Below are 18,285 nucleotides of genomic sequence, written 5' to 3'. Positions count from 1 at the left end.
CTAACCTCTCCCCGTGCAGAACGGGGAGAGGGGATTCTGACGGCGCTTCTTCGACAAAAAGTAAGCCTTCGTTAGGCTTTGTTAACCCTGAATTGGCAAAATCCAGGCTGAGTTTCCCGGATCGCGCCGCATGTTCGCCAAACCGAAATCGCCAAGCTTCCTCAGTCGCCCGGCCACGCCGCGCGCCGGCGGTTTCGACCTGCGCGCGAGAGCGGACAAGGTCGTCGAATTTTTCAAAAAGCCCTATGTCGGCCCGGTCACGGCCGGTGCCGCCTTCGTCCTGGTCATCTTCGCCTTCCTGAACCTGGCGGGCGACCCCGACGCCGCCTCGCAGTCCGTCCGCATCACCCTGCCCAAGACGCAACAGTCCAAGGCCCCGCCGCCGCGCTCCGGAGCCGGCGAAGCCGCCGAAGGTGAAACCTTTACCCTCGACAGCCTGGGCCTGTTCGGTGACACGCCCAGCGATGGCTTCAACCTGGACCCGGCCAGCCAGGCCGAAGCCCCGGGCCACGCCGTCATCACCCTGCCAGGCGACGAAACCGCTGCTCCCGCAGCTGCCGGTGTGCGCGGCGCGCGTATCCCCCTCAGCCAGGCGCCGGTCGCCGGCCTGATCCAGACCACCAACACCGGGCCCCTGCCGATGATTTCCCCGGCCGGCCTGACCCCGGCCTCGGCCTATGCCCGGCCGTTCAAGTCCGACGGCCGTCCCTATGTCGCCCTGATCGTTGGCGGCCTCGGCCTGAACCCGGCCGCTACGCGCCAGGCCATCGACGAATTGCCGCCCGAAGTCACCCTGTCCTTCGTGCCCTACACCCAGGGGCTCCAGGGATGGATCGACCTGGCCCGCGCCTCGGGCCACGAGGTCATTGTCGAAGTGCCGATGCAGCCGACCAACTATCCCGACACCGATCCCGGCCCGCAGACCCTGATGGCCAACGCCAAGAGCGACGAACTGCAGAACAAGCTGGCCTGGTCACTGTCGCGCGCTACCGGCTTCTTCGCCGTCTCCAACTATCAGGGCAGCGCCTTCCTGAAGGACAAGGCCGGCACCCAGACCTTCATGAGCGTGCTGAAATCGCGCGGTGTCGCCTTTATCGACGACGGCCAGGCGCGGGGCCTGCAGGGTGCGTGGTCGCGCGCCAGCGCCGACCGCGTTGTCGACAGCCAGATCAACGCCCAGTCCATCCAGGCGCAACTGACGGGGCTGGAAACCACGGCCAAGAACCGCGGCAGCGCGCTGGGTACCGGCTTTGCCTATCCGGTGACTTTGGCTGTGGCCCTGCGCTGGACCCAGTCGCTGGACGCCAAGGGCATTCAACTGGCGCCGGCCTCGGCGGTCCTGCATCAATGACCGCGCCGACCGGCTATCGTCCCAATGTGGGCGTCGTCGTCTTCAACCGCGACGGCAAGGTGTGGATCGGCCACCGCTACGGCATGGCCGGTGACTATGCTTGGCAGTTCCCGCAAGGCGGCATCGATGAGGGCGAGGACCTGGAAGAAGCCGCTCGCCGCGAGCTTTATGAAGAGACCGGGATCAAGCGTATCGACCTGATCGGCCGCACCAAGGATTGGGTTGTCTATGATTTCCCGGCGGAGGTCCTGGCGCAGGGCAAGATCGGCAAGAACTTCAAAGGCCAGAAGCAGATCTGGTTCGCCTTCCGCTTTACCGGTGACGACAGCGAGATCGACCTGAACGCCCACCACGAGCAGGAGTTCTCACGCTGGGAATGGTGCGACCTGGGCTCGGTGATCGACCGTGTCGTGCACTTCAAACGCGACAGCTATCGCCAGGTGATCAAGGAATTCCAAGGCCTGGTGTGACGGAACGTGAGTAAAGGGTTTTACCACGGACCACACGGACCACACGGACTTCGGGTTATACCAAACCCCCGCGTAGCGGCAAATACCCAAGACATATTCCGCTTCACGGTAGACCCAGGCTAACCTGAAGTCCGTGTGGTCCGTGTGGTCCGTGGTAAAAAATCTTACTTCGCGGGGCCCTTGCGCCGGGTGTCCGACGGGGCCTCACCGAACAAGTTCGCGTAATACTGGGCAAACCGCCCGGCATGGGGGAAGCCATGATCGGCGGCCACCTCGGCGATCGGCCGGGTATCGCGCACGTCCTGCAAGGCCTGATGCGCCATCTGCAGACGGATGGTCCGCAGGTAAGCATGTGGCGTCACGTCCATATGCGTCCGGAAACTGGTTTCCAACGTCCGTACACTGATATTGGCCGCCTTGGCGACCTCCGCCATGGAGGGATTGCGCCGCGCCTCACGGTGCATGAAGTCGCGCGCCACCCGCAGATAGTTGGGCATGGGGCCCGCCTTCGGCGCCTGCATGCGCTCGGAATAGCGGTGCGGAATACTTTCCAGCAGCATGTGGCTGAAGGTTTCGGCCAGGCGCTGCTGCAGGGTCGGCGACAGGTGCCGGCTCTGGAAGGTAAAGGCGTCCGAACACAGGGTGGCGATCAGCCGCGCCAACAGCTTGGCCTTCGGCGCCGACATGTCGATCACCGGCCCCAGTTGCAGGTCCTGTTCGACCGGCAACTGCAGGATATCGTACAGGAAGCGCTGGACCCAGTCGAAGCTAAGCTTGATGATATAGGCTTCGCAGGTCGTGCCTTCGGCCAGGTGATAGATCCGTGCCTCGGTGCGCGGCTGGTAAATCGTCGCCGAACCAGCGGCAATCGTTTGCGTTGCGCCGTCACGCTCCAGGCGCAGACTACCCCGGACCGGCATGATGATGACCACGTCGCTGGTCGGTTCGGTCTGGACCTGCAAGAAGCCGCGGCTGGAGGTCAGGCGGGCCATCAGGATACGCGGTGCATTGCGGCTGTCTTGCGACTTCAGCACGCCCAGATTCATCTGCCAGTGAAAATTCGGACCGGAATCGTCGAGATCGCAATTCCAATCGAAAAAGCTGCAGATGATTTTCTGGAACTTGTCAAAGCTGTCGCCGACGCATTGCCATGTTTCCACGGAATCGAGCGTATTGCCTTGCATGATCTCCATTCCCAACGCAGCTCTCCTCCTACTTTCCGAGAATCGGGCGAGTCCGAAGGTCTTAATCGCAGTAAATCAAAAGGTTCTACTGCGAAAGACAAAGGATATCCGCTAATAAACACTGATATCCAGAATGCGAAAAAAAAGACGCCCGCAAGAAAACAATCCACATAATAGAATGTAACGACAATTCAGATAATTACGTTTTGGTCTGAAATTTCTAAAGTATCCATAAATAAGCGCTTTTCGTCCAAAAAGCGTAGAGTAAAATCAATTTTTTATTTGGAAAATTGGGCGATTTTGCGGCGTGATCACACATCATCTCACGCCGGGCCAATATCCGCAAGCCGTCACATTACGGTCATTGGGACGATGTAAGGCTTTCGGCAATTGCCAAACCGTTCGCCATCGTTTATACGCCCCCGTCCCTCCCCATCGCTCCGTCTGGGGGACCAAGGGCCAATGACGGGCGTCACCAAACCTATGGAGGCGATCATGCGTAAATATACCCCCCAATTCAGCTTTCGAGCCGACATCTAAACGCCGGAGGGGCTTTCCCCAGCGAAACCCGCGTCATGCGTGGCGACCGTGTCGTCCATGGCGAAAAGGAGCTGATGGAAAAATTGGGTCGTCAGGACCCATGCCCCTGCGAATCAGGCCGGAAGTTCAAGGCATGCTGCCTCACCCGCCGCTGCTTTCAAGGACATGAACCACTACCGGCGTGATTGATCCCCTCCCTATCCCGACCCGCCGTCGCTCCGTCCGGCGGGTCGGCCTTTCCAACGACGGGCGCTCAAATCAAGGGAAACCACAGATATGAACGCTCCCGTTCAGACCAACACCAAGGCCGAGCTGCTGCAGAACACCGTCGAGCACGTCGACATCACCTCCTATGACGCCCGCCCGATCATCGATTCGATGCGCAAGATGTCGTTCTCGTCGCGCGACACCGCCCGCGCCGCCGACATCTTCAACATGGCCCTGGCCGACAAGGGCTGCTCGACCTGGCTGATCCTGGCCGGTTCGACCTCGGCCGGCGGCTGCATGCATGTCTATCGCGACATGGTGAAGTTCGGCATGATCGACGCGGTGGTCGCCACCGGCGCCTCGATCGTCGACATGGATTTCTTCGAAGCCCTGGGCTTCAAGCACTATCAGGCGGCCGGCTCGGTCGACGACAACGTGCTGCGTGAGAACTATATCGACCGGATCTACGACACCTATATCGACGAGGAAGAGCTGCAGGCCTGCGACCACACGATCCTCGAGATTGCCAACCGCCTGGAGCCGCGCGGCTATTCCTCGCGCGAATTCATCTGGGAAATGGGTAAGTGGCTGTCGGAAGGCAACGCGAAAAAGCCCGGCTCGCTGATCCAGACCGCCTATGAAGAAGGCGTGCCGATCTTCTGCCCGGCCTTTGTCGATTCGTCGGCCGGTTTCGGCCTGGTCAAGCACCAGAAGGAGCGCATCGCCGCCAAGCAGCCCTATATGCTGCTGGACGCGATCGCCGACTTCCGCGAACTGACCGACATCAAGATCGCCGCCGGCACCACAGGCCTGTTCATGGTCGGCGGCGGCGTGCCGAAGAACTTTGCCCAGGACACGGTGGTCTGCGCCGAAATCCTCGGCGTCGAAGCCGACATGCACAAGTACGCCGTCCAGATCACGGTCGCCGACGTCCGTGACGGCGCCTGTTCGTCCTCGACGCTGAAGGAAGCCGCTTCGTGGGGCAAGGTGTCGACGACCTATGAACAGATGGTGTTCGCGGAAGCGACGACTGTCGTTCCGCTCATTGGTTCGGACGCCTACCACCGTGGCGCGTGGCAAGGTCGCGAAAAACCCCGTTGGGCCAAGCTGTTCGCGTAATCGTGAGACAAAAAACGCAGATATATTGCGGTGCACCTATTGCAATTTCGGCGGAAAGGATTAGTTAAGGCCTCTCAGCTATGATCATCATATGATTCATCTCATATGAGTCGCAGCAACAAGTTCGTCGCCGGGATCATCCCCCCCCCCTCGAAACCGGCGGCATGCGCGGCCCTCCTTGCCCCCCAAGGAGGGCCGTTGATTTTTACGGCACCGTTGTTGCGGGCAAGTCGGGTTTTCTTTGATTTGCGCTTTTGCTCAGGCAAAAGACGCGGGCTTGCCTCTCCAAGGAGGGCCGTTGATTTTTACGGCACCGCCATTGCGGGCAAGTCGGGTTTTTCTTTGATTTTGCGCTCTTGCTAAGGCAAGAGCGCGGGCTTGCCCCCCAAGGATGGCCGTAGATTTTTTACGGCACAGTCGTTGCGGGCAAGTCGGGTTTTTCTTTGATTTTGCGCTCTTGCCAGGGCGAGAGCGCGGGCTTGCCCCCCAAGGATGGCCGTTGATTTTTACGGCTCCGATATCCCGATAAATTTGCGCAGGAAGAAGACTCCCTCTTTTCTTCGCGTCTTCGCGTGAATAAATTCTTCCGACCTCGCCCCCGCACACAAGACGCAGGCACTGTCGAGAACCTACGCAAAAAAATTCACGCGAAGACGCGAAGACGCGAAGAAATTAACCGGTCTTAATCGCCGTTAACCAAATAGCTACCTGATTTTCCTAAGGTTGGCGTCATGACCACGCCGATTCGCCCCTCGCTCGCCCAGATGCTGAACCCGCAACAGGCCGCTCCGGCCCGTCCGGCGGCGCAGGCGACTCCGCAGGCCGGAGGGTTCGCTTCGGCGATGCAGGCCCAGAAAGCCTTCTTCCAGCAGGTCACCCAGCCGAAAATCACCCCGGCCACCTATACGGCGGCCGACATCGCCAGGGCGACGCCGCAGGTCAATACGGCGCCGGCACCCGCGGCCCAGGACGCGACCCAGCCGCTGAAAAGGCCGGGCTCGTACGTCAATATCGTGATTTAAACTCAATCCCGGTGATAGGGCAGGCCGGCCAGGATGGTCGTGGCGCGGTACATCTGTTCCGCCAGCATGACCCGTACCAGGGCGTGCGGCCAGGTCTGCGGCCCGAAGGCCAGGGAAAACGCCGCCTGTTGACGCAAGCCCGGGTCCAGTCCATCCGCCCCGCCGATGACGAAGGTTACCCGGCGCTCACTGCGGTCCTTGAAGGTTTCAAGCCGTTCGGCGATCTTGCGTGAGGTCAGCAGTTCGCCGCGCTCATCGCAGGTGATCAGAATGCCGCCATCAATGGCATCGCGGATGGCCTCAGCTTCGGCAGCCTTGAGCTGCGGCGAGGTCAGGTTTTTCGCCTTCTTCGCCTCGACCTCGATCAGCTCGACCGGCGAAATACCTAAGCCGCGTCCGGTCTGGCCGGCGCGGCTCAGGTAGTCTTTCACAAGGGCATTTTCCGTGGTCGCGCCCAGCTTGCCCACGGCGCACAGGGTCAGGCGCATGGTATCAAGCGTCGGCGGGCGACAGCGACCAGATCTTTTCGATATTGTAGAAGGTGCGGACTTCCGGACGGAAGATGTGGACGACCACATCACCGACATCGATCAACACCCAGTCGCAGGCCGGCAGGCCTTCGACCTTGGCCTTGCCGTGGCCGGCCTCCTTCAGAGCGCGCAGAACGTGGTCGGCGAGGGCGCCGACATGGCGGTGGGAGCGGCCCGACGCGATGATCAGGGTATCGGCGACGGAGGATTTTCCCTTGAGATCGATGCAGACAATGTCCTGCGCCTTGTCGTCATCGAGACGATCAACAATCAGGGTCTCAAGCGGCGGAAGAGTTTCATCGTGGGCAGCCTGAACAGTGTCAGGCGCGGCCGGCGTGCCGGCGGAAGCTTTCGGTTGCGCACCTTGCGCGGGTTGAAGAGACAGGGTCAGGGTTCCTTTATGGTCCACGATAAGGCAGGACCTTATCACAAAAGGGTCCCCCGGTCATCCCATCAATGGGCCGATCACCGATTTTTTAAATGCCGGTGGGCGACTGCCGCCGTTGCGCCCGGATCGCGGTCGAGGAATGACCGTGCAGAGGCCCTTTGAAGAAGGACCAGGCGGGAGCCGCCATCATCGGCAGGATGCGCGCCTGGCGTTCTTTTACCCGATAATGGGCGAAACGTTTGGCGGCGTGCGAGAAGCGTGCGTTCATCATGGCACCGGGACGCGACACCACTGCGACGGGCACCATGGCCATGATCTGCAGCCAGCCGCGCCACTTGTGAAAGCTCACCAGGCTATCGCCGCCCATGATCCAGACGAAGTGCACGCCCGGGAAACGCGCCTTCAAGGCCCGCAGGGTATCCAGCGTATAGGTGGCGCCGATGCGGGTTTCGAAGTCAGAAATAATGTCGTTGGGACCGATAAACGGTTCGATCTCGGCGATGCGCTGATGCAGCGGCGCCGTTTCGGTCTTGGATTTCAGCGGATTCTGCGGCGAGACCAGCCAGATGATGCGGTCCAGTCCCATCTTGACGCGTGCGGTTTCGGCGACGTGGCGGTGCCCCTCATGGGCCGGATTGAACGAGCCGCCGAACAGGCCGATCTTCATGCCGGGTTCGAGATGGAATCCCGGACGCAGGCCGCCGCCGCGCACCGAAGACGTCATCGGGACGAGACCGGCGCGCCACATCCCGTTTAGTTATCCCAGGGACTGTAGGGCGCGGCGACCGGGGTATCATCGTCCTCTTCGTCACGTTTGGGCGCCGTGCCCTGGATGGTGGCCAGGGCGGCGAACAGAAGTTCGCGCACGCCTTCGCCGGTGACGCCCGACATCTGGTACGGGGTCTGGCCGCTGGCGCGTTTCAGTTTTTGGCTCAGCTTTTTGCGGGTATCGGCGTCGATGGCATCGATCTTGTTGATGACGACGAGTTCCGGCCGCTCGGCCAACTCCTCGGCATAGGCTGCCAGCTCGCGGCGGATGACCTTGTAGGCCTTGACCGGGTCGTCCTGGGTGCCGTCGACCAGGTGGATCAGCACCTTGGTGCGTTCGACGTGACCCAGGAAGCGGGTGCCGAGACCGGCGCCTTCCGAAGCGCCTTCGATCAGGCCCGGGATATCGGCGAGGACGAAGCGCTGTTCGGGGCCTAAGTCGATCACGCCCAGGTTCGGGGTGAGGGTGGTGAAGGGATAGTCGGCGATCTTGGGCTTGGCGGCGGAAGATGCGGCCAGGAAGGTCGATTTTCCGGCGTTGGGCAGGCCCAGCAGGCCGGCGTCGGCGATCAGCTTCAGGCGCAGCCAGAACCAGCGCTCTTCACCGTCCTGGCCGGGCAGGGCGAAGGTTGGAGCCTGGTTGACCGGGCCCTTGAAGCGGGTATTGCCCCAGCCGCCATTGCCGCCCTTGGCCAGCAGGTAGCGTTTGCCGACGACGTCCAGATCGACGATCAGTTGATCTTCGTCTTCGTCGAGGACTTCGGTGCCGACGGGGACGCGCAGGACGATGTCATCGGCATTGGCGCCGTGCATCTGGCGGCCCTTGCCGTGCTCGCCGGTCTTGGCTTTGAAATGTTGCTGGTAGCGATAGTCGATAAGGGTGTTGAGGCCCTCGGTGGCTTCGATCCAGACGTCGCCGCCCTTGCCGCCGTCGCCGCCGTCGGGGCCACCGTTGGGGATGAACTTCTCACGCCGGAAGGAGACGCTGCCCGCGCCGCCATTGCCTGAGCGGATAAAGATCTTGCACTGGTCGAGGAATTTCATGGTTTGGTTGTCTTGACGGAAAAAAGGCCCAAGATCAATGACCTTGTGCTCAGGGGGAGGATAAGGTTTTTCGCAAAAAAGTCCCTTGGCTTCGGGCGTTGCCCTCGCCTCAGCGTACTTTTTGGCGGGTTCAATAAGGAAAATCCAGGACTGGGGAGCGGCCCGGCGTCCTGGATTTGCTTTTTAGTGGCTTGGACTTTGGCCAAGGTTTCAGAGGATGCGGATCATATGCAGGGCGGTGTGGTCGCCGTCGCGGGCGGCTGAGGTCTCCTGGGTGCGGCGGCCCGTGTACAGGAAATCCGCCGCAATCAGGGTCGCGCCGCCCTTTTCGTTGTCCGCGAAGTGCGCCGCGTGGATGATCTTGTGCAGCTTGCGCTTCTTGACCCAGCGCAGCAGACCGTCGATGGCCTCCAGCGCATAGCCGCGGCCATGGTGCTCCGGCGCGACGAAGATGCCCAGGTGCGGGCCGAAATGATGCAGATCCGAGGTCTTGCCGCAGGCCGCCCGCGTCAGGGAGATCACCCCGATCAGCCGGTCATCGTCGAGGCGGATGGCCCAGTAGGCGTAGGGCTTGGCCATCATGTTGGCCAGAAGACGCTCGGCATCCTCACGCTTGAACGGGTGCGGCACGGTATGGGTCATGCGCGCCGACGAGTTGTCGCAGAACACCGCCATCAGGTCGTCGAGATCCGTATCGCGCAAAGCGTTCAGGCTCAGGCGCGTGGTTTCGATGCTGACGGCCTCCGGACGCACGGGGCTGTCGCTGGCATAAATGTTCATAATCATCGCTCGTCTCCAGGGCCTGTCCCCTGCGCCATGCATATGGCCTCGGGTTGGGCTTTATTTAGGGCGGACCTGTAACAGTTCGACCCTTTGGCTTTTTGAGCGGGATCACATTTTGTTTAAGGGAAACAAAAATGTAAAACGGGAGCCCGGTGAACCGGACTCCCGCTACAAATCGGTCCGGATCGGCTTTGGCAAGCACGATCCGAAAGCAAAGGATCAGTGCTTATTCAGCGGCCAGGGCCGCCGGAATGATCGACACGTAACAACGGTCGTCACGCTTTGTGGTGAACTTCACAGCGCCTGTCGCGGTCGCGAACAGGGTGTGGTCGCGGCCGAGGCCGACATTGTCACCCGGGAAGAACTTGGTGCCGCGTTGACGGACCAGGATGTTGCCGGCCAGGACGTTCTCGCCGCCGAAGCGCTTTACGCCAAGGCGTTTGGCTTCTGAATCGCGACCGTTGCGCGACGAACCGCCAGACTTTTTGTGTGCCATAGGAGTATCTCCTTAAATACAGTGCTTACGCTTCGTCAGCGGTGGTTTCGGTGGTGGCAGCGGCCTTCTTCGGCGCGGCCTTCTTCTTGGCGGGGGCCTCTTCGACCGCGACCGGTTCGACGACGGGAACCGTATCGACTTCGACGTCGGTTTCCAGCGCGGCGGCCAGAGAGCGCGGCGCCAGGTTACGGGCGCGGGCGTTCAGTTCGGCCTTGGTGGTCAGCGAAACGGTGCCGTCCCACTTGATGTCGTTGCCGCCGCCCAGGATCGAGGTGACGCGCAGGACGGTCTCGAACTGACGGTGGCCGTTGGTGCGGCGATAGCCCTGGCGGCGGGTCTTCTTGAAGATGCGGACCTTCTCGCCCTTGCGGGTTTCGATCAGGGTCGCTTCGACGACAGCGCCGTCGACCAGCGGAGCGCCGATGGCGTCGCCGACCATCAGGACTTCGTTGAACTTCACGGCGTCGCCCGGCTCGCCTGCGAGCTTTTCGACCTTGATCAGGTCGCCGGCGGCGACACGGTATTGCTTACCGCCTGTTTTGATGACCGCGTACATGGTCAGAACCTTTGCTCGGGCGCAAGGCTTTACAGTAAGGAAAGCTCGCGCGGAAAAATGGAAAAACGCCCCAGGAACCTAGGGCTCCGGGCGAGAGGCGGCGACTTATACAGCGAAAAGTCTGTGAGTCAACGCCCGAGGCCGGATTTGCGTCAATAATTGTATGGCTTGACGGCCGATGGCAAAAGACGTCTGTCGAATGAGGCACAGGCGCGGAGGAGTTGCAGCTTGCCGGACGATCAGCCCGACATCAAGACCCTGGCTTACCATCTGAGTCCCGAAGAGGTGGACGCCTTTCATCAATTCATTCTGGCGCGATATTGGCGTCCCGATACCGCACGGATATGGATGGTCGCCAAATACATCATCTGCTACGTCGCCTTACTGGCCTGGTTGGTCAAGGTTCAGGAATTTCCTCTTCTCCTGGCCGTCCTGGTAAGTACAACCTCCTTCGGAGGCCTGATTGCCTACCTGGCTGCTCGCGACAATGAAAAATGGCGGCGGATGAAGGCAACGCCAACCGTGAACCAGATGCGAGTCAATGCGGCGGGGCTGCATCTCGGCTCAGACGACTTCGACATGCGCATGGCCTGGAAAAATATTGCCGGCCTCGCGAAGAAGGGTGAGCTGGTCATTTTCCTGATAGATGAGGTCACGGCGACGGCTGTACCGGTTGCGGCCTTTGAGTCCCCTCAGCATCGTGAAACCTTTATTTTGGCTGCGGAAGCTTACCTGCGAGCCGCAAAATCGGGCGTCGACGTCACTTCCGCTTGATTTCGACCCGCAAAGGCATACTTAAGCGGCATCCGTTTTCTCTCTATTACAAGATAACACCATGCCCGACAGCGCCCCTTCATCGACCAAGACTCCCGTCACCGTGCTGACCGGTTATCTCGGCGCCGGCAAGACCACCTTGCTGAACCGCATCCTGACCGAGAACCACGGCCAGAAATACGCCGTCATCGTCAATGAGTTCGGCGAGATCGGCATCGACAACGACCTGATCGTCGGGGCCGATGAAGAAGTCTTCGAGATGAACAACGGCTGCGTCTGCTGCACCGTCCGCGGCGATCTGATCCGCATCCTGTCGGGGCTGATGAAGCGCAAGGGCAAGTTCGACGCCATCATCGTCGAAACCACCGGCCTGGCCGATCCGGGCCCGGTCGCCCAGACCTTCTTCGTCGATGAGGAGATCAAGGCCAAGACCTATCTCGACTCGGTGACCACCCTGGTCGATGCCCGCCACTTCGAGCAGGCGCTGAAGGACGGCCGCGAAGCCAAGGAACAGGTGGCCTTTGCCGACCATATTATCCTGAACAAGACCGACCTGGTTTCGCCGGAGCAATTGGATGAGATCGAGGCGCGGTTGAAGGGGTTGAACCCGCTGGCGACGATTCAACGTGCGCATCGGTCGGATGTGCCGATCAAGACGCTGCTGAACCAGCATCGGTTCGATCTCAGCAAGATGGAACAGGTCGATAATCACGACCATCACCATGATCATCACCACCATGATCATGACCATGATCACGGGCATTATCATGATAACCCGGCTCACGGCGAGCCCGGTCACGTCCATGATGAGCACTGCGGGCACGATCATCATCACCATCATCACCATGATAATCCGGCCCACGGTGAAGTCGGACACGTTCATGACGAGCATTGCAGCCACACGATCAATCCGATCCACGACGAAGAGATCAAGAGTGTATCGCTGAGCTCGGAAAAGCCGGTCGATGGCGTCAAGTTCACCCAGTGGCTGGACAAGCTGCTGGCTGAGCAGGGCCAGGACATCCTGCGTGCCAAGGGCATTCTGAATGTTGCCGGCGAGCCGAAGCGTCTGGTCTTCCAGGCGGTGCACATGATCCTGGAAGGTGAGTTGCAGCAGCCATGGCGAGACGGCGAGAAGCGCCTGTCACGGGCTGTGTTTATCGGCAGGCATCTCGATCAGGCCGCTCTGAAGGCCGGGTTTGACGCCTGCGTGGTGCAGTAACGCCGTCAGAATCCCCTCTCCCCGTTTACGGGGAGAGGACGAGAGCCGAGTGAAACGAAGGCGATCGGGTGAGGGGCCTTCCGAAGACGATCGAGCGTCGGACCGGTCCGTATGCCCCTCACCCTAACCTCTCCCCGTGAAGAACGGGGAGAGGGGTTTTCTTACAGCTTTCCCTTCCATTGCTCTGTGCCTATAAGCCTCCGCCATGACCATTGCCTATTCCAAGTCCTTCGACTCTTACGTCGTTTCCGCGCTGTTCGACGCGCTCGATGAACCGATCGTCGCCCTGGCCGACGGCCGGGTGATTTTCCCCGATCTCGACGCCGAGTTCGAATCCCACCCCAATGCCGGCATCCTGGCCGCTGTGATCCACCCGACCGGGCTCGGTATCATCACCGGCGGAGACGACGGCCGGGTTGTCTGGACCACCAAGGATTCCGGTCCGATCGAGCTGGCGGCGCACAAGGGCGCCTGGATCGACTCGATCGCAGCTGCATCCGAAGGCCAGACCATCGCCTATGCCGCCGCCAAGAAGGTCCATGTCCTGGACCTGCTCAGCAAGGCCCAGCGCGTTTTTACCCACGATCACAGCGTGTCGGGCTTGGCCTTCGATCCGAAGGGCCGCAAGCTCTATTGCGCGACCTATAACGGCGTGAATGTCTGGTTTTCGCGCATCGCCGAGCAGAAGCCGCAAAAACTGTATTGGGCCGGCTCGCACACCGCCGTCGCCATCCAGCCCGCCGGGGATTTCATCATCACCGCCATGCAGGAAAATGCCCTGCACGGCTGGCGGCTGAAGGATTCGAAAGACATGCGCATGGGCGGTTATCCGGCCAAGATCAAGTCGCTCGACTTCTTCGCCAAGGGCAAGCTGCTGGCTACCTCGGGCGCCAATGGCGCGGTAGTCTGGCCCTTCCTGCGCGCCAACGGGCCGATGGGCGAGGAGGCCTCCGAGATCAATCCCCAGGAAGGCGCCATGGTCACCGTGGTCTCCGGCGCGGCCGAAGATCCGTTACTGGCGGCCGGGCTGGACGATGGCCGGGTATGGATCGCGGAACTGCAGTCGACCGGTATCGACTGGGTGAAGGCAGAAAAAGGTGGGGCGATCACCGCGCTCAGCATGTCCAATGAGGCCAACCGATTGGTATTTGGCGATGAGGATGGTTTCGTCTATATCTACGAAGGTAGTGAATAGGCGCGCTGTGGGGGCGTTGGTAGATGAGCGACAACAAGGACGACGAAACCGGCCAAGGTGAAGATGGCGCCGAAGGCCTGTCGCCCGACATCATGTACGATCAGTCCGGCGATGAGGCCGGTAAAAGTCACGAAAAGAACTCCCACGCCTTTACGTCTGATGAGGCTGAGCCGGCGCCTGAACCTGTCGCTGAGCCCGAACCCGAAGCCCCTAAGCCGGAGTCTGTTGCGGTCCCGCCGCGCAAGCCCGACAGGCTGAACCCCGTCCTGCGCTGGGCGCTGTATGTCGTCGTGGGCTTCTTCACCTTCTCTATCTTGTCGGTGGCGGTGCATCGTTTCGTGCCGGTGCCGGTGACCATTCTGATGCTGCAGCGCCTGGCGGAAGGCGAGGGTCTGGATCACCGCTGGGTGTCGGCGCGCGATATCAGTCCAAATCTGAAGATGGCCGTGGTCGCCGCCGAGGATGCCAAGTTCTGCACCCACGACGGTTTCGACTTCGAAGCGATCGAGAAAGCGCAGAAGTACAACGCCACGCACAAAAAGAAGCGCGGCGCCTCGACCATTTCGCAGCAGACCGCCAAGAATGTCTTCCTGTGGCCGTCGCGATCATGGGTGCGCAAGGGTTTTGAGGTCTATTACACCGGCCTGATCGAGGTGATGTGGCCCAAGGACCGGATTCTCGAAGTCTATCTCAACAGCGTTGAATGGGGACCGGGTGTCTACGGCGCCGAATCGGCATCGCGCTATTGGTTCGGCAAGTCGGCCAAGAACCTGACGCGGGCGGAAGCCGCGCGGCTGGCGGCCATCCTGCCCAGCCCGCGCAAGTGGAAGGCGGCCAGGTCGGGCAAATATGTCCAGAAGCGCTCGGGTAAGATCCAGGCGGCGGCGCGGACCTTCCAGAATGGCGGCATCGATATCTGCGCGGCGGAGTAGGTTTCAGAAGAGGGGGGAGACAATGGACATAATTCTTTCGGCTTTCAGGGCGCATCCTATCGGCCTGATGGTGGCAGGACTGTTTTTGCTGACGACCGTCTGGGCCAATTGGCCGATGAACTGGAAACGTCAGAAGGCCCGGTTTATCGAACGGCTGGGCCTGACCCAGGATGAGGCCGACCGCGTTTTCCTGCCTACCCGCGACGTGGTAACGCAAGGCGTCCAGAAGACGGTCGCGCTTTCGATGAGTCTAGTTTGCCTTCTGTATATCTTGGGCTGCCTTTTTCCCGGCTCTCCCCATGGTGCCATCCTGACAACGGTTATGCTTGGCGCTCTGGTCTGGTTCCTGGTGGTCGGCGGCGGATTGCAGATTTTCCGGGCCCGGCGGCTGAGGCAAATCGGACGCCTGCGCTTTGTCGGTGATCCCAACCGCTTTTCAAAGGGTGCCTGGGCGGTGTTCGATGTCGAGAAACAGCTTGGAGCGCAAATACTGATGCGCCTGATCGGCTTCAAGCTCATGGTGGTCGGGCTGGTGCTGGGCTACTTCGCCTTCACGGGCGGTCGTCTTGGTTGGATCGAAACGCTTAAGGGCTTGGGATGACGCTGCTGCGCCCTGACCTGGCGGGTTGCCGATACCGGACCTCTCTTCGCTCTTGACGCCTTACCTGAAATAGCCTTCCCTCGGGCATCAAACTGCCTGGGAGGCTGTCATGAAGCGTCTGCTCCTGTCCACGGTAAGCCTTTTGCTGCTTACCGCCTGCGCCACCACCTCGACCCCAATGGATCCGGTTGCCGAGGTTCCCGCGGAAGTTCCGGCCGATGTGCCGCCGCCGGTCGAAACCGCCTCCGGCCCGACGCCGCAAGAGGCCAAGGCCTTTGTCGAGGGCGCCGAGGTTAAGCTGGCCGACCTAAGCGAATATCAGAACCATGCTGCCTGGGCGGCCGAAACCTATATTATCCACGATACCGAGTGGGTTCGCACCAAGTCCGATGCCGCCATGACCGAGGCCATGGTCGGTTACGCCACCGATACGGCGCGCTTCAACGGCGTCAATGCCGATGCCGCGACACGGCGCAAGCTGGACCTGCTGCGGGTGTATCAGCCGCTGCCGGCGGCCAATACGCCGGGCGCGGCCGAAGCGGTGGCCGGCGTATCGGCGCGGTTGCAGAGCACCTATTCGACCGGCAAGTTCACCTGGAAGGGCAAGACCTATAACCTGACCGAGGCGTCCAACCTGATGGCGACGTCGCGCGATCCGGCGACCTTGCGCGCCATGTGGGAAGGCTGGATGAGCATAGCCACGCCGATGCGGTCGGACTATGCCAAGCTGGCTCAGTTGTCCAATGACGGCGCCAAGGGGCTGGGCTTCGACGACACGGGCGCCCTGTGGCGGTCGGGCTATGACATGTCGCCGGATGCCTTCGCGGCCGAGACCGACCGTCTCTACGCCCAGGTCAAGCCTTTCTATGTCAACCTGCATTGTTATGTCCGGCGCAAGCTGAACGAAAAGTACGGCGATGGCGTCCAGCCGAAGTTCGGGCCGATACGGGCCGACCTGTTGGGCAATATGTGGGCCCAGGACTGGACCAACATCTATGACGTGGTGGCGCCGAAAACCATCAAGACCAGCTACAGCCTGGACAAGCTTCTGGTCGCCAAGAAGTACGACGCGGTCAAGATGGTGAAGACCGGCGAGAACTTCTACACCTCGATCGGGCTGGAAGCCTTGCCGCAGACCTTCTGGGAGCGGTCGCAGATCACCCGGCCGCGCGATCGTGAAGTGGTGTGTCACGCCTCGGCCTGGGACATCGACAACCGCGATGATATCCGCGTCAAGATGTGCACCCAGGTGAACGGCGAGGACTTCTACACGGTCCACCATGAGCTGGGGCACAACTATTACCAGCGCGCCTATAAGGAACAGCCCTTCCTGTTCAAGAACGGCGCCAATGACGGCTTCCACGAAGCGATCGGCGATTTCATCGGCCTGTCGTCGGTGACGCCGACCTATCTCAACCAGATCGGCCTGCTCGACAAGGTGCCGGATTCGTCCGAGGACATCCCGTTCCTGCTGAAGATGTCGCTGCAGAAGGTGGCCTTCCTGCCGTTCGGCCTGATGATCGACCGCTGGCGGTGGGAGGTCTATAACGGCGAGATCACCGAAGCCGAATACAATGCGCGCTGGTGGCAGCTGATCGGCAAGTATCAGGGCCTGGCTGCGCCGGGCGTACGGCCGTCGACAGCCTTCGATCCGGGCGCCAAGTATCACATCCCGGCCGGGGTGCCCTATACGCGCTACTTCCTGGCCGACATCCTGCAGTTCCAGTTCCAGCGCGCGGCCTGTGATGAGATCGGCTGGAAGGGGCCGCTGCATCGCTGCTCGATCTATGGCGAGCGCGCGGTCGGCGCCAAGCTGAACGCCATGCTGGAGATGGGGCAGTCAAAGCCTTGGCCGGAGGCACTGGAAGCCTTCACCGGTCAGCGCGAGATGGATGCCACGGCGATCATCGAGTACTTCAAGCCGCTGGATGCCTGGCTGACCGAGCAGAACAAGGGTGAGAAGTGTGGTTGGGAAACCTGACCCAGTTTCGGGGCGTGGGGCCTGAGGCCCCACATCTTCTTCTATCCAATAAAAAGCCTCGCCCTTTTGGGGGGCGAGGCTTTTTATTGGATAAGGAAAAGGCGAGGGGTCGCGGACCCCTCGACCCCGAAACTAGGCCAGTTTGATCTCCCGAATGCGCTGTTGCAGGAACTCGTGGGCGGTTATGGGTTCCGGGAACTGATCCGGATGGTCTTCCGAGATTCGGTTCGGCAGGGTCTTGATCACATACGGGCTTTCGAAATGCAGGAAGAACGGCGTCGAATAGCGCGAGAAGTCCTTACGCGCCTCCGCCGGATTGACCACACGGTGCACCGTCGACGGCAGGAACCCGTTGGTCAGCCGTGACAGCATGTCGCCGATATTGCACACGATGCAGTTGGCCGGCGGGGTGATCGGCAGCCATTGACCGTCTCGGTCGAGAAGTTGCAGGCCAGGCTCCTCAGCCCCCAGCAGAAGCGTAATGACATTGATATCGCCATGGGCGCCGGCTCGAACACTTTCGCCCGGCGTATTCACCGGCGGATAGTGCAGCAGTCGCAAAACGCTGTTGCCATCCTTCACCAGCGGCGTGAAGAACTCGCGGTCCAGGTCCAAATAGACAGCGATCGCCCGCAGCACCTTCTTCCCGAGATTGTCCAGAGCCGTGTACAGCTCATAGGTGGCCTCATGGAAATCCTCAACCTCCGGCCAGATATTGTCCGCCATATGGTCGCGATACGGATGGCCCTCAGGCAGATCCCGGCCGACGTGATAGAACTCCTTCAGATCGTGCGCCGAATAACCCTTGGCCGTCTCGACGCCGAACGGCGTGTAGCCCCGCGCGCCACCCTGGCCCTTGCGGTGATAGCTCGTCTTCGCCTCTTCCGGCAGGGCAAAGAAAGCCTTGGTCGCCACATCGACCCGCTTCAACAGCGCCGGATCGATGCCGTGATCGCCCAGGACCGCAAAGCCATAACGTTCGAACGCCGCGCCCAGCCGGGCCGAAAAGGCGTCGAAATCCGAATCATACAGCGCCAAAGGCACGGGCGGGATGGCGGAAACGGGCGCGGAGTCGGGCATGTCCTTTGTCCTTCGCAAAAACTGATCGATCTATCAAAATTC

20 protein-coding genes are annotated in these 18,285 nt (G+C 61.0%); 11 read left to right on the top strand and 9 right to left on the bottom strand.

Annotated features, from left to right (window positions below):
• Window positions 1-130: 130 nt before the first annotated feature.
• Together ABAC460_RS27870 and ABAC460_RS27865 are read left to right on the top strand one after the other, a co-directional pair.
• Complete coding sequence (locus ABAC460_RS27870; RefSeq protein ID WP_023451877.1) at window positions 131-1,351, top strand: divergent polysaccharide deacetylase family protein; 1,221 nt, start codon at window positions 131-133, stop codon at window positions 1,349-1,351.
• Window positions 1,348-1,821, top strand: coding sequence for an RNA pyrophosphohydrolase (locus tag ABAC460_RS27865; protein ID WP_023451876.1), 474 nt, complete (start codon window positions 1,348-1,350; stop codon window positions 1,819-1,821). The genes ABAC460_RS27870 and ABAC460_RS27865 overlap by 4 nt, the downstream gene beginning before the upstream one ends.
• A gap of 164 nt (window positions 1,822-1,985) precedes the next feature.
• Here ABAC460_RS27865 and ABAC460_RS27860 read toward each other — a convergent pair whose 3' ends face one another.
• The gene (locus ABAC460_RS27860) at window positions 1,986-3,014 is read right to left on the bottom strand and encodes an AraC family transcriptional regulator (RefSeq protein WP_023451875.1); all 1,029 of its coding nucleotides are present in this window, start codon (window positions 3,012-3,014) and stop codon (window positions 1,986-1,988) included.
• Between the two features lie 566 nt (window positions 3,015-3,580).
• Here ABAC460_RS27860 and ABAC460_RS51165 point away from each other — a divergent pair.
• The 3 genes from ABAC460_RS51165 to ABAC460_RS27850 all read left to right on the top strand — a co-directional run bounded on the left by ABAC460_RS51165 (window position 3,581) and on the right by ABAC460_RS27850 (window position 5,893).
• On the top strand, window positions 3,581-3,730 hold the full coding sequence (locus tag ABAC460_RS51165) for an SEC-C metal-binding domain-containing protein (RefSeq protein ID WP_081716422.1): 150 nt from the start codon (window positions 3,581-3,583) through the stop codon (window positions 3,728-3,730).
• 91 nt (window positions 3,731-3,821) lie between these two features.
• Window positions 3,822-4,871: a 1,9-bis(guanidino)-5-aza-nonane synthase gene (locus tag ABAC460_RS27855; protein WP_023451874.1), complete on the top strand. Its 1,050-nt coding sequence runs from the start codon at window positions 3,822-3,824 to the stop codon at window positions 4,869-4,871.
• Between the two features lie 731 nt (window positions 4,872-5,602).
• Entirely contained in the window at window positions 5,603-5,893 is a 291-nt protein-coding gene (locus ABAC460_RS27850) for a hypothetical protein (protein ID WP_023451873.1), read from the top strand.
• A 2-nt stretch (window positions 5,894-5,895) separates the two neighbouring features.
• Here the strand turns inward: ABAC460_RS27850 and rlmH are convergent, their stop codons facing one another.
• From rlmH to rplU, 7 genes are all read right to left on the bottom strand, one after another.
• Complete coding sequence (gene rlmH, locus ABAC460_RS27845) at window positions 5,896-6,381, bottom strand: 23S rRNA (pseudouridine(1915)-N(3))-methyltransferase RlmH (protein ID WP_023451872.1); 486 nt, start codon at window positions 6,379-6,381, stop codon at window positions 5,896-5,898.
• 4 nt (window positions 6,382-6,385) lie between these two features.
• Entirely contained in the window at window positions 6,386-6,832 is a 447-nt protein-coding gene (rsfS, locus tag ABAC460_RS27840) for a ribosome silencing factor (RefSeq protein WP_023451871.1), read from the bottom strand.
• 67 nt (window positions 6,833-6,899) lie between these two features.
• A complete protein-coding gene (locus ABAC460_RS27835; RefSeq protein ID WP_023451870.1) occupies window positions 6,900-7,559 on the bottom strand; it encodes a nicotinate-nucleotide adenylyltransferase in 660 nt (219 codons plus the stop codon).
• Window positions 7,560-7,564: 5 nt separating this feature from the next.
• Complete coding sequence (gene obgE, locus ABAC460_RS27830; protein ID WP_023451869.1) at window positions 7,565-8,623, bottom strand: GTPase ObgE; 1,059 nt, start codon at window positions 8,621-8,623, stop codon at window positions 7,565-7,567.
• A 210-nt stretch (window positions 8,624-8,833) separates the two neighbouring features.
• On the bottom strand, window positions 8,834-9,409 hold the full coding sequence (locus tag ABAC460_RS27825) for a GNAT family N-acetyltransferase (RefSeq protein WP_023451868.1): 576 nt from the start codon (window positions 9,407-9,409) through the stop codon (window positions 8,834-8,836).
• 223 nt (window positions 9,410-9,632) lie between these two features.
• A complete protein-coding gene (gene rpmA, locus ABAC460_RS27820) occupies window positions 9,633-9,902 on the bottom strand; it encodes a 50S ribosomal protein L27 (RefSeq protein ID WP_023451867.1) in 270 nt (89 codons plus the stop codon).
• 25 nt (window positions 9,903-9,927) lie between these two features.
• On the bottom strand, window positions 9,928-10,458 hold the full coding sequence (gene rplU / locus ABAC460_RS27815; protein WP_023451866.1) for a 50S ribosomal protein L21: 531 nt from the start codon (window positions 10,456-10,458) through the stop codon (window positions 9,928-9,930).
• Window positions 10,459-10,686: 228 nt separating this feature from the next.
• Between rplU and ABAC460_RS27810 the strand changes: the two genes are divergently transcribed.
• From ABAC460_RS27810 to ABAC460_RS27785, 6 genes are all read left to right on the top strand, one after another.
• Window positions 10,687-11,232 (top strand): YcxB family protein, encoded by a 546-nt coding sequence (locus tag ABAC460_RS27810; RefSeq protein WP_023451865.1) that lies wholly within the window; start codon window positions 10,687-10,689, stop codon window positions 11,230-11,232.
• Window positions 11,233-11,293: 61 nt separating this feature from the next.
• Window positions 11,294-12,454, top strand: a complete 1,161-nt coding sequence (locus ABAC460_RS27805; protein ID WP_023451864.1) for a CobW family GTP-binding protein — start codon at window positions 11,294-11,296, stop codon at window positions 12,452-12,454.
• A 205-nt stretch (window positions 12,455-12,659) separates the two neighbouring features.
• Complete coding sequence (locus ABAC460_RS27800) at window positions 12,660-13,649, top strand: WD40 repeat domain-containing protein (RefSeq protein ID WP_023451863.1); 990 nt, start codon at window positions 12,660-12,662, stop codon at window positions 13,647-13,649.
• A gap of 23 nt (window positions 13,650-13,672) precedes the next feature.
• Window positions 13,673-14,581: a monofunctional biosynthetic peptidoglycan transglycosylase gene (gene mtgA / locus ABAC460_RS27795; protein ID WP_023451862.1), complete on the top strand. Its 909-nt coding sequence runs from the start codon at window positions 13,673-13,675 to the stop codon at window positions 14,579-14,581.
• Window positions 14,582-14,603: 22 nt separating this feature from the next.
• Window positions 14,604-15,182: a hypothetical protein gene (locus ABAC460_RS27790; protein ID WP_023451861.1), complete on the top strand. Its 579-nt coding sequence runs from the start codon at window positions 14,604-14,606 to the stop codon at window positions 15,180-15,182.
• A 109-nt stretch (window positions 15,183-15,291) separates the two neighbouring features.
• Window positions 15,292-17,163, top strand: coding sequence for a M2 family metallopeptidase (locus ABAC460_RS27785; protein ID WP_023451860.1), 1,872 nt, complete (start codon window positions 15,292-15,294; stop codon window positions 17,161-17,163).
• Window positions 17,164-17,295: 132 nt separating this feature from the next.
• On the opposite strand, the gene ABAC460_RS27780 is transcribed toward ABAC460_RS27785, so the two are convergent.
• Window positions 17,296-18,243, bottom strand: coding sequence for an isopenicillin N synthase family dioxygenase (locus tag ABAC460_RS27780; RefSeq protein WP_023451859.1), 948 nt, complete (start codon window positions 18,241-18,243; stop codon window positions 17,296-17,298).
• Window positions 18,244-18,285: the final 42 nt, after the last annotated feature.

Origin of the sequence: Asticcacaulis sp. AC460, from assembly GCF_000495795.1 — a bacterium.
Taxonomy (GTDB): Bacteria; Pseudomonadota; Alphaproteobacteria; order Caulobacterales; family Caulobacteraceae; genus Asticcacaulis.
This window is presented reverse-complemented; position numbering and strand designations above follow the sequence as displayed.

What these genes read in the sequence shown, in the direction of transcription:
- ABAC460_RS27805 (WP_023451864.1), top strand. Translation starts at nt 11,294, where the DNA reads ATGCCCGACAGCGCCCCTTCATCGACCAAGACTCCCGTCACCGTGCTG.
- ABAC460_RS27870 (WP_023451877.1), top strand. Translation starts at nt 131, where the DNA reads ATGTTCGCCAAACCGAAATCGCCAAGCTTCCTCAGTCGCCCGGCCACG.
- rpmA (WP_023451867.1), bottom strand. Translation starts at nt 9,902, where the DNA reads ATGGCACACAAAAAGTCTGGCGGTTCGTCGCGCAACGGTCGCGATTCA.
- ABAC460_RS27835 (WP_023451870.1), bottom strand. Translation starts at nt 7,559, where the DNA reads ATGTGGCGCGCCGGTCTCGTCCCGATGACGTCTTCGGTGCGCGGCGGC.
- ABAC460_RS27825 (WP_023451868.1), bottom strand. Translation starts at nt 9,409, where the DNA reads ATGATTATGAACATTTATGCCAGCGACAGCCCCGTGCGTCCGGAGGCC.
- ABAC460_RS51165 (WP_081716422.1), top strand. Translation starts at nt 3,581, where the DNA reads ATGCGTGGCGACCGTGTCGTCCATGGCGAAAAGGAGCTGATGGAAAAA.
- ABAC460_RS27860 (WP_023451875.1), bottom strand. Translation starts at nt 3,014, where the DNA reads ATGGAGATCATGCAAGGCAATACGCTCGATTCCGTGGAAACATGGCAA.
- ABAC460_RS27800 (WP_023451863.1), top strand. Translation starts at nt 12,660, where the DNA reads ATGACCATTGCCTATTCCAAGTCCTTCGACTCTTACGTCGTTTCCGCG.
- rplU (WP_023451866.1), bottom strand. Translation starts at nt 10,458, where the DNA reads ATGTACGCGGTCATCAAAACAGGCGGTAAGCAATACCGTGTCGCCGCC.
- rlmH (WP_023451872.1), bottom strand. Translation starts at nt 6,381, where the DNA reads ATGCGCCTGACCCTGTGCGCCGTGGGCAAGCTGGGCGCGACCACGGAA.
- ABAC460_RS27850 (WP_023451873.1), top strand. Translation starts at nt 5,603, where the DNA reads ATGACCACGCCGATTCGCCCCTCGCTCGCCCAGATGCTGAACCCGCAA.
- obgE (WP_023451869.1), bottom strand. Translation starts at nt 8,623, where the DNA reads ATGAAATTCCTCGACCAGTGCAAGATCTTTATCCGCTCAGGCAATGGC.
- ABAC460_RS27865 (WP_023451876.1), top strand. Translation starts at nt 1,348, where the DNA reads ATGACCGCGCCGACCGGCTATCGTCCCAATGTGGGCGTCGTCGTCTTC.
- ABAC460_RS27790 (WP_023451861.1), top strand. Translation starts at nt 14,604, where the DNA reads ATGGACATAATTCTTTCGGCTTTCAGGGCGCATCCTATCGGCCTGATG.
- ABAC460_RS27780 (WP_023451859.1), bottom strand. Translation starts at nt 18,243, where the DNA reads ATGCCCGACTCCGCGCCCGTTTCCGCCATCCCGCCCGTGCCTTTGGCG.
- mtgA (WP_023451862.1), top strand. Translation starts at nt 13,673, where the DNA reads ATGAGCGACAACAAGGACGACGAAACCGGCCAAGGTGAAGATGGCGCC.
- ABAC460_RS27855 (WP_023451874.1), top strand. Translation starts at nt 3,822, where the DNA reads ATGAACGCTCCCGTTCAGACCAACACCAAGGCCGAGCTGCTGCAGAAC.
- ABAC460_RS27785 (WP_023451860.1), top strand. Translation starts at nt 15,292, where the DNA reads ATGAAGCGTCTGCTCCTGTCCACGGTAAGCCTTTTGCTGCTTACCGCC.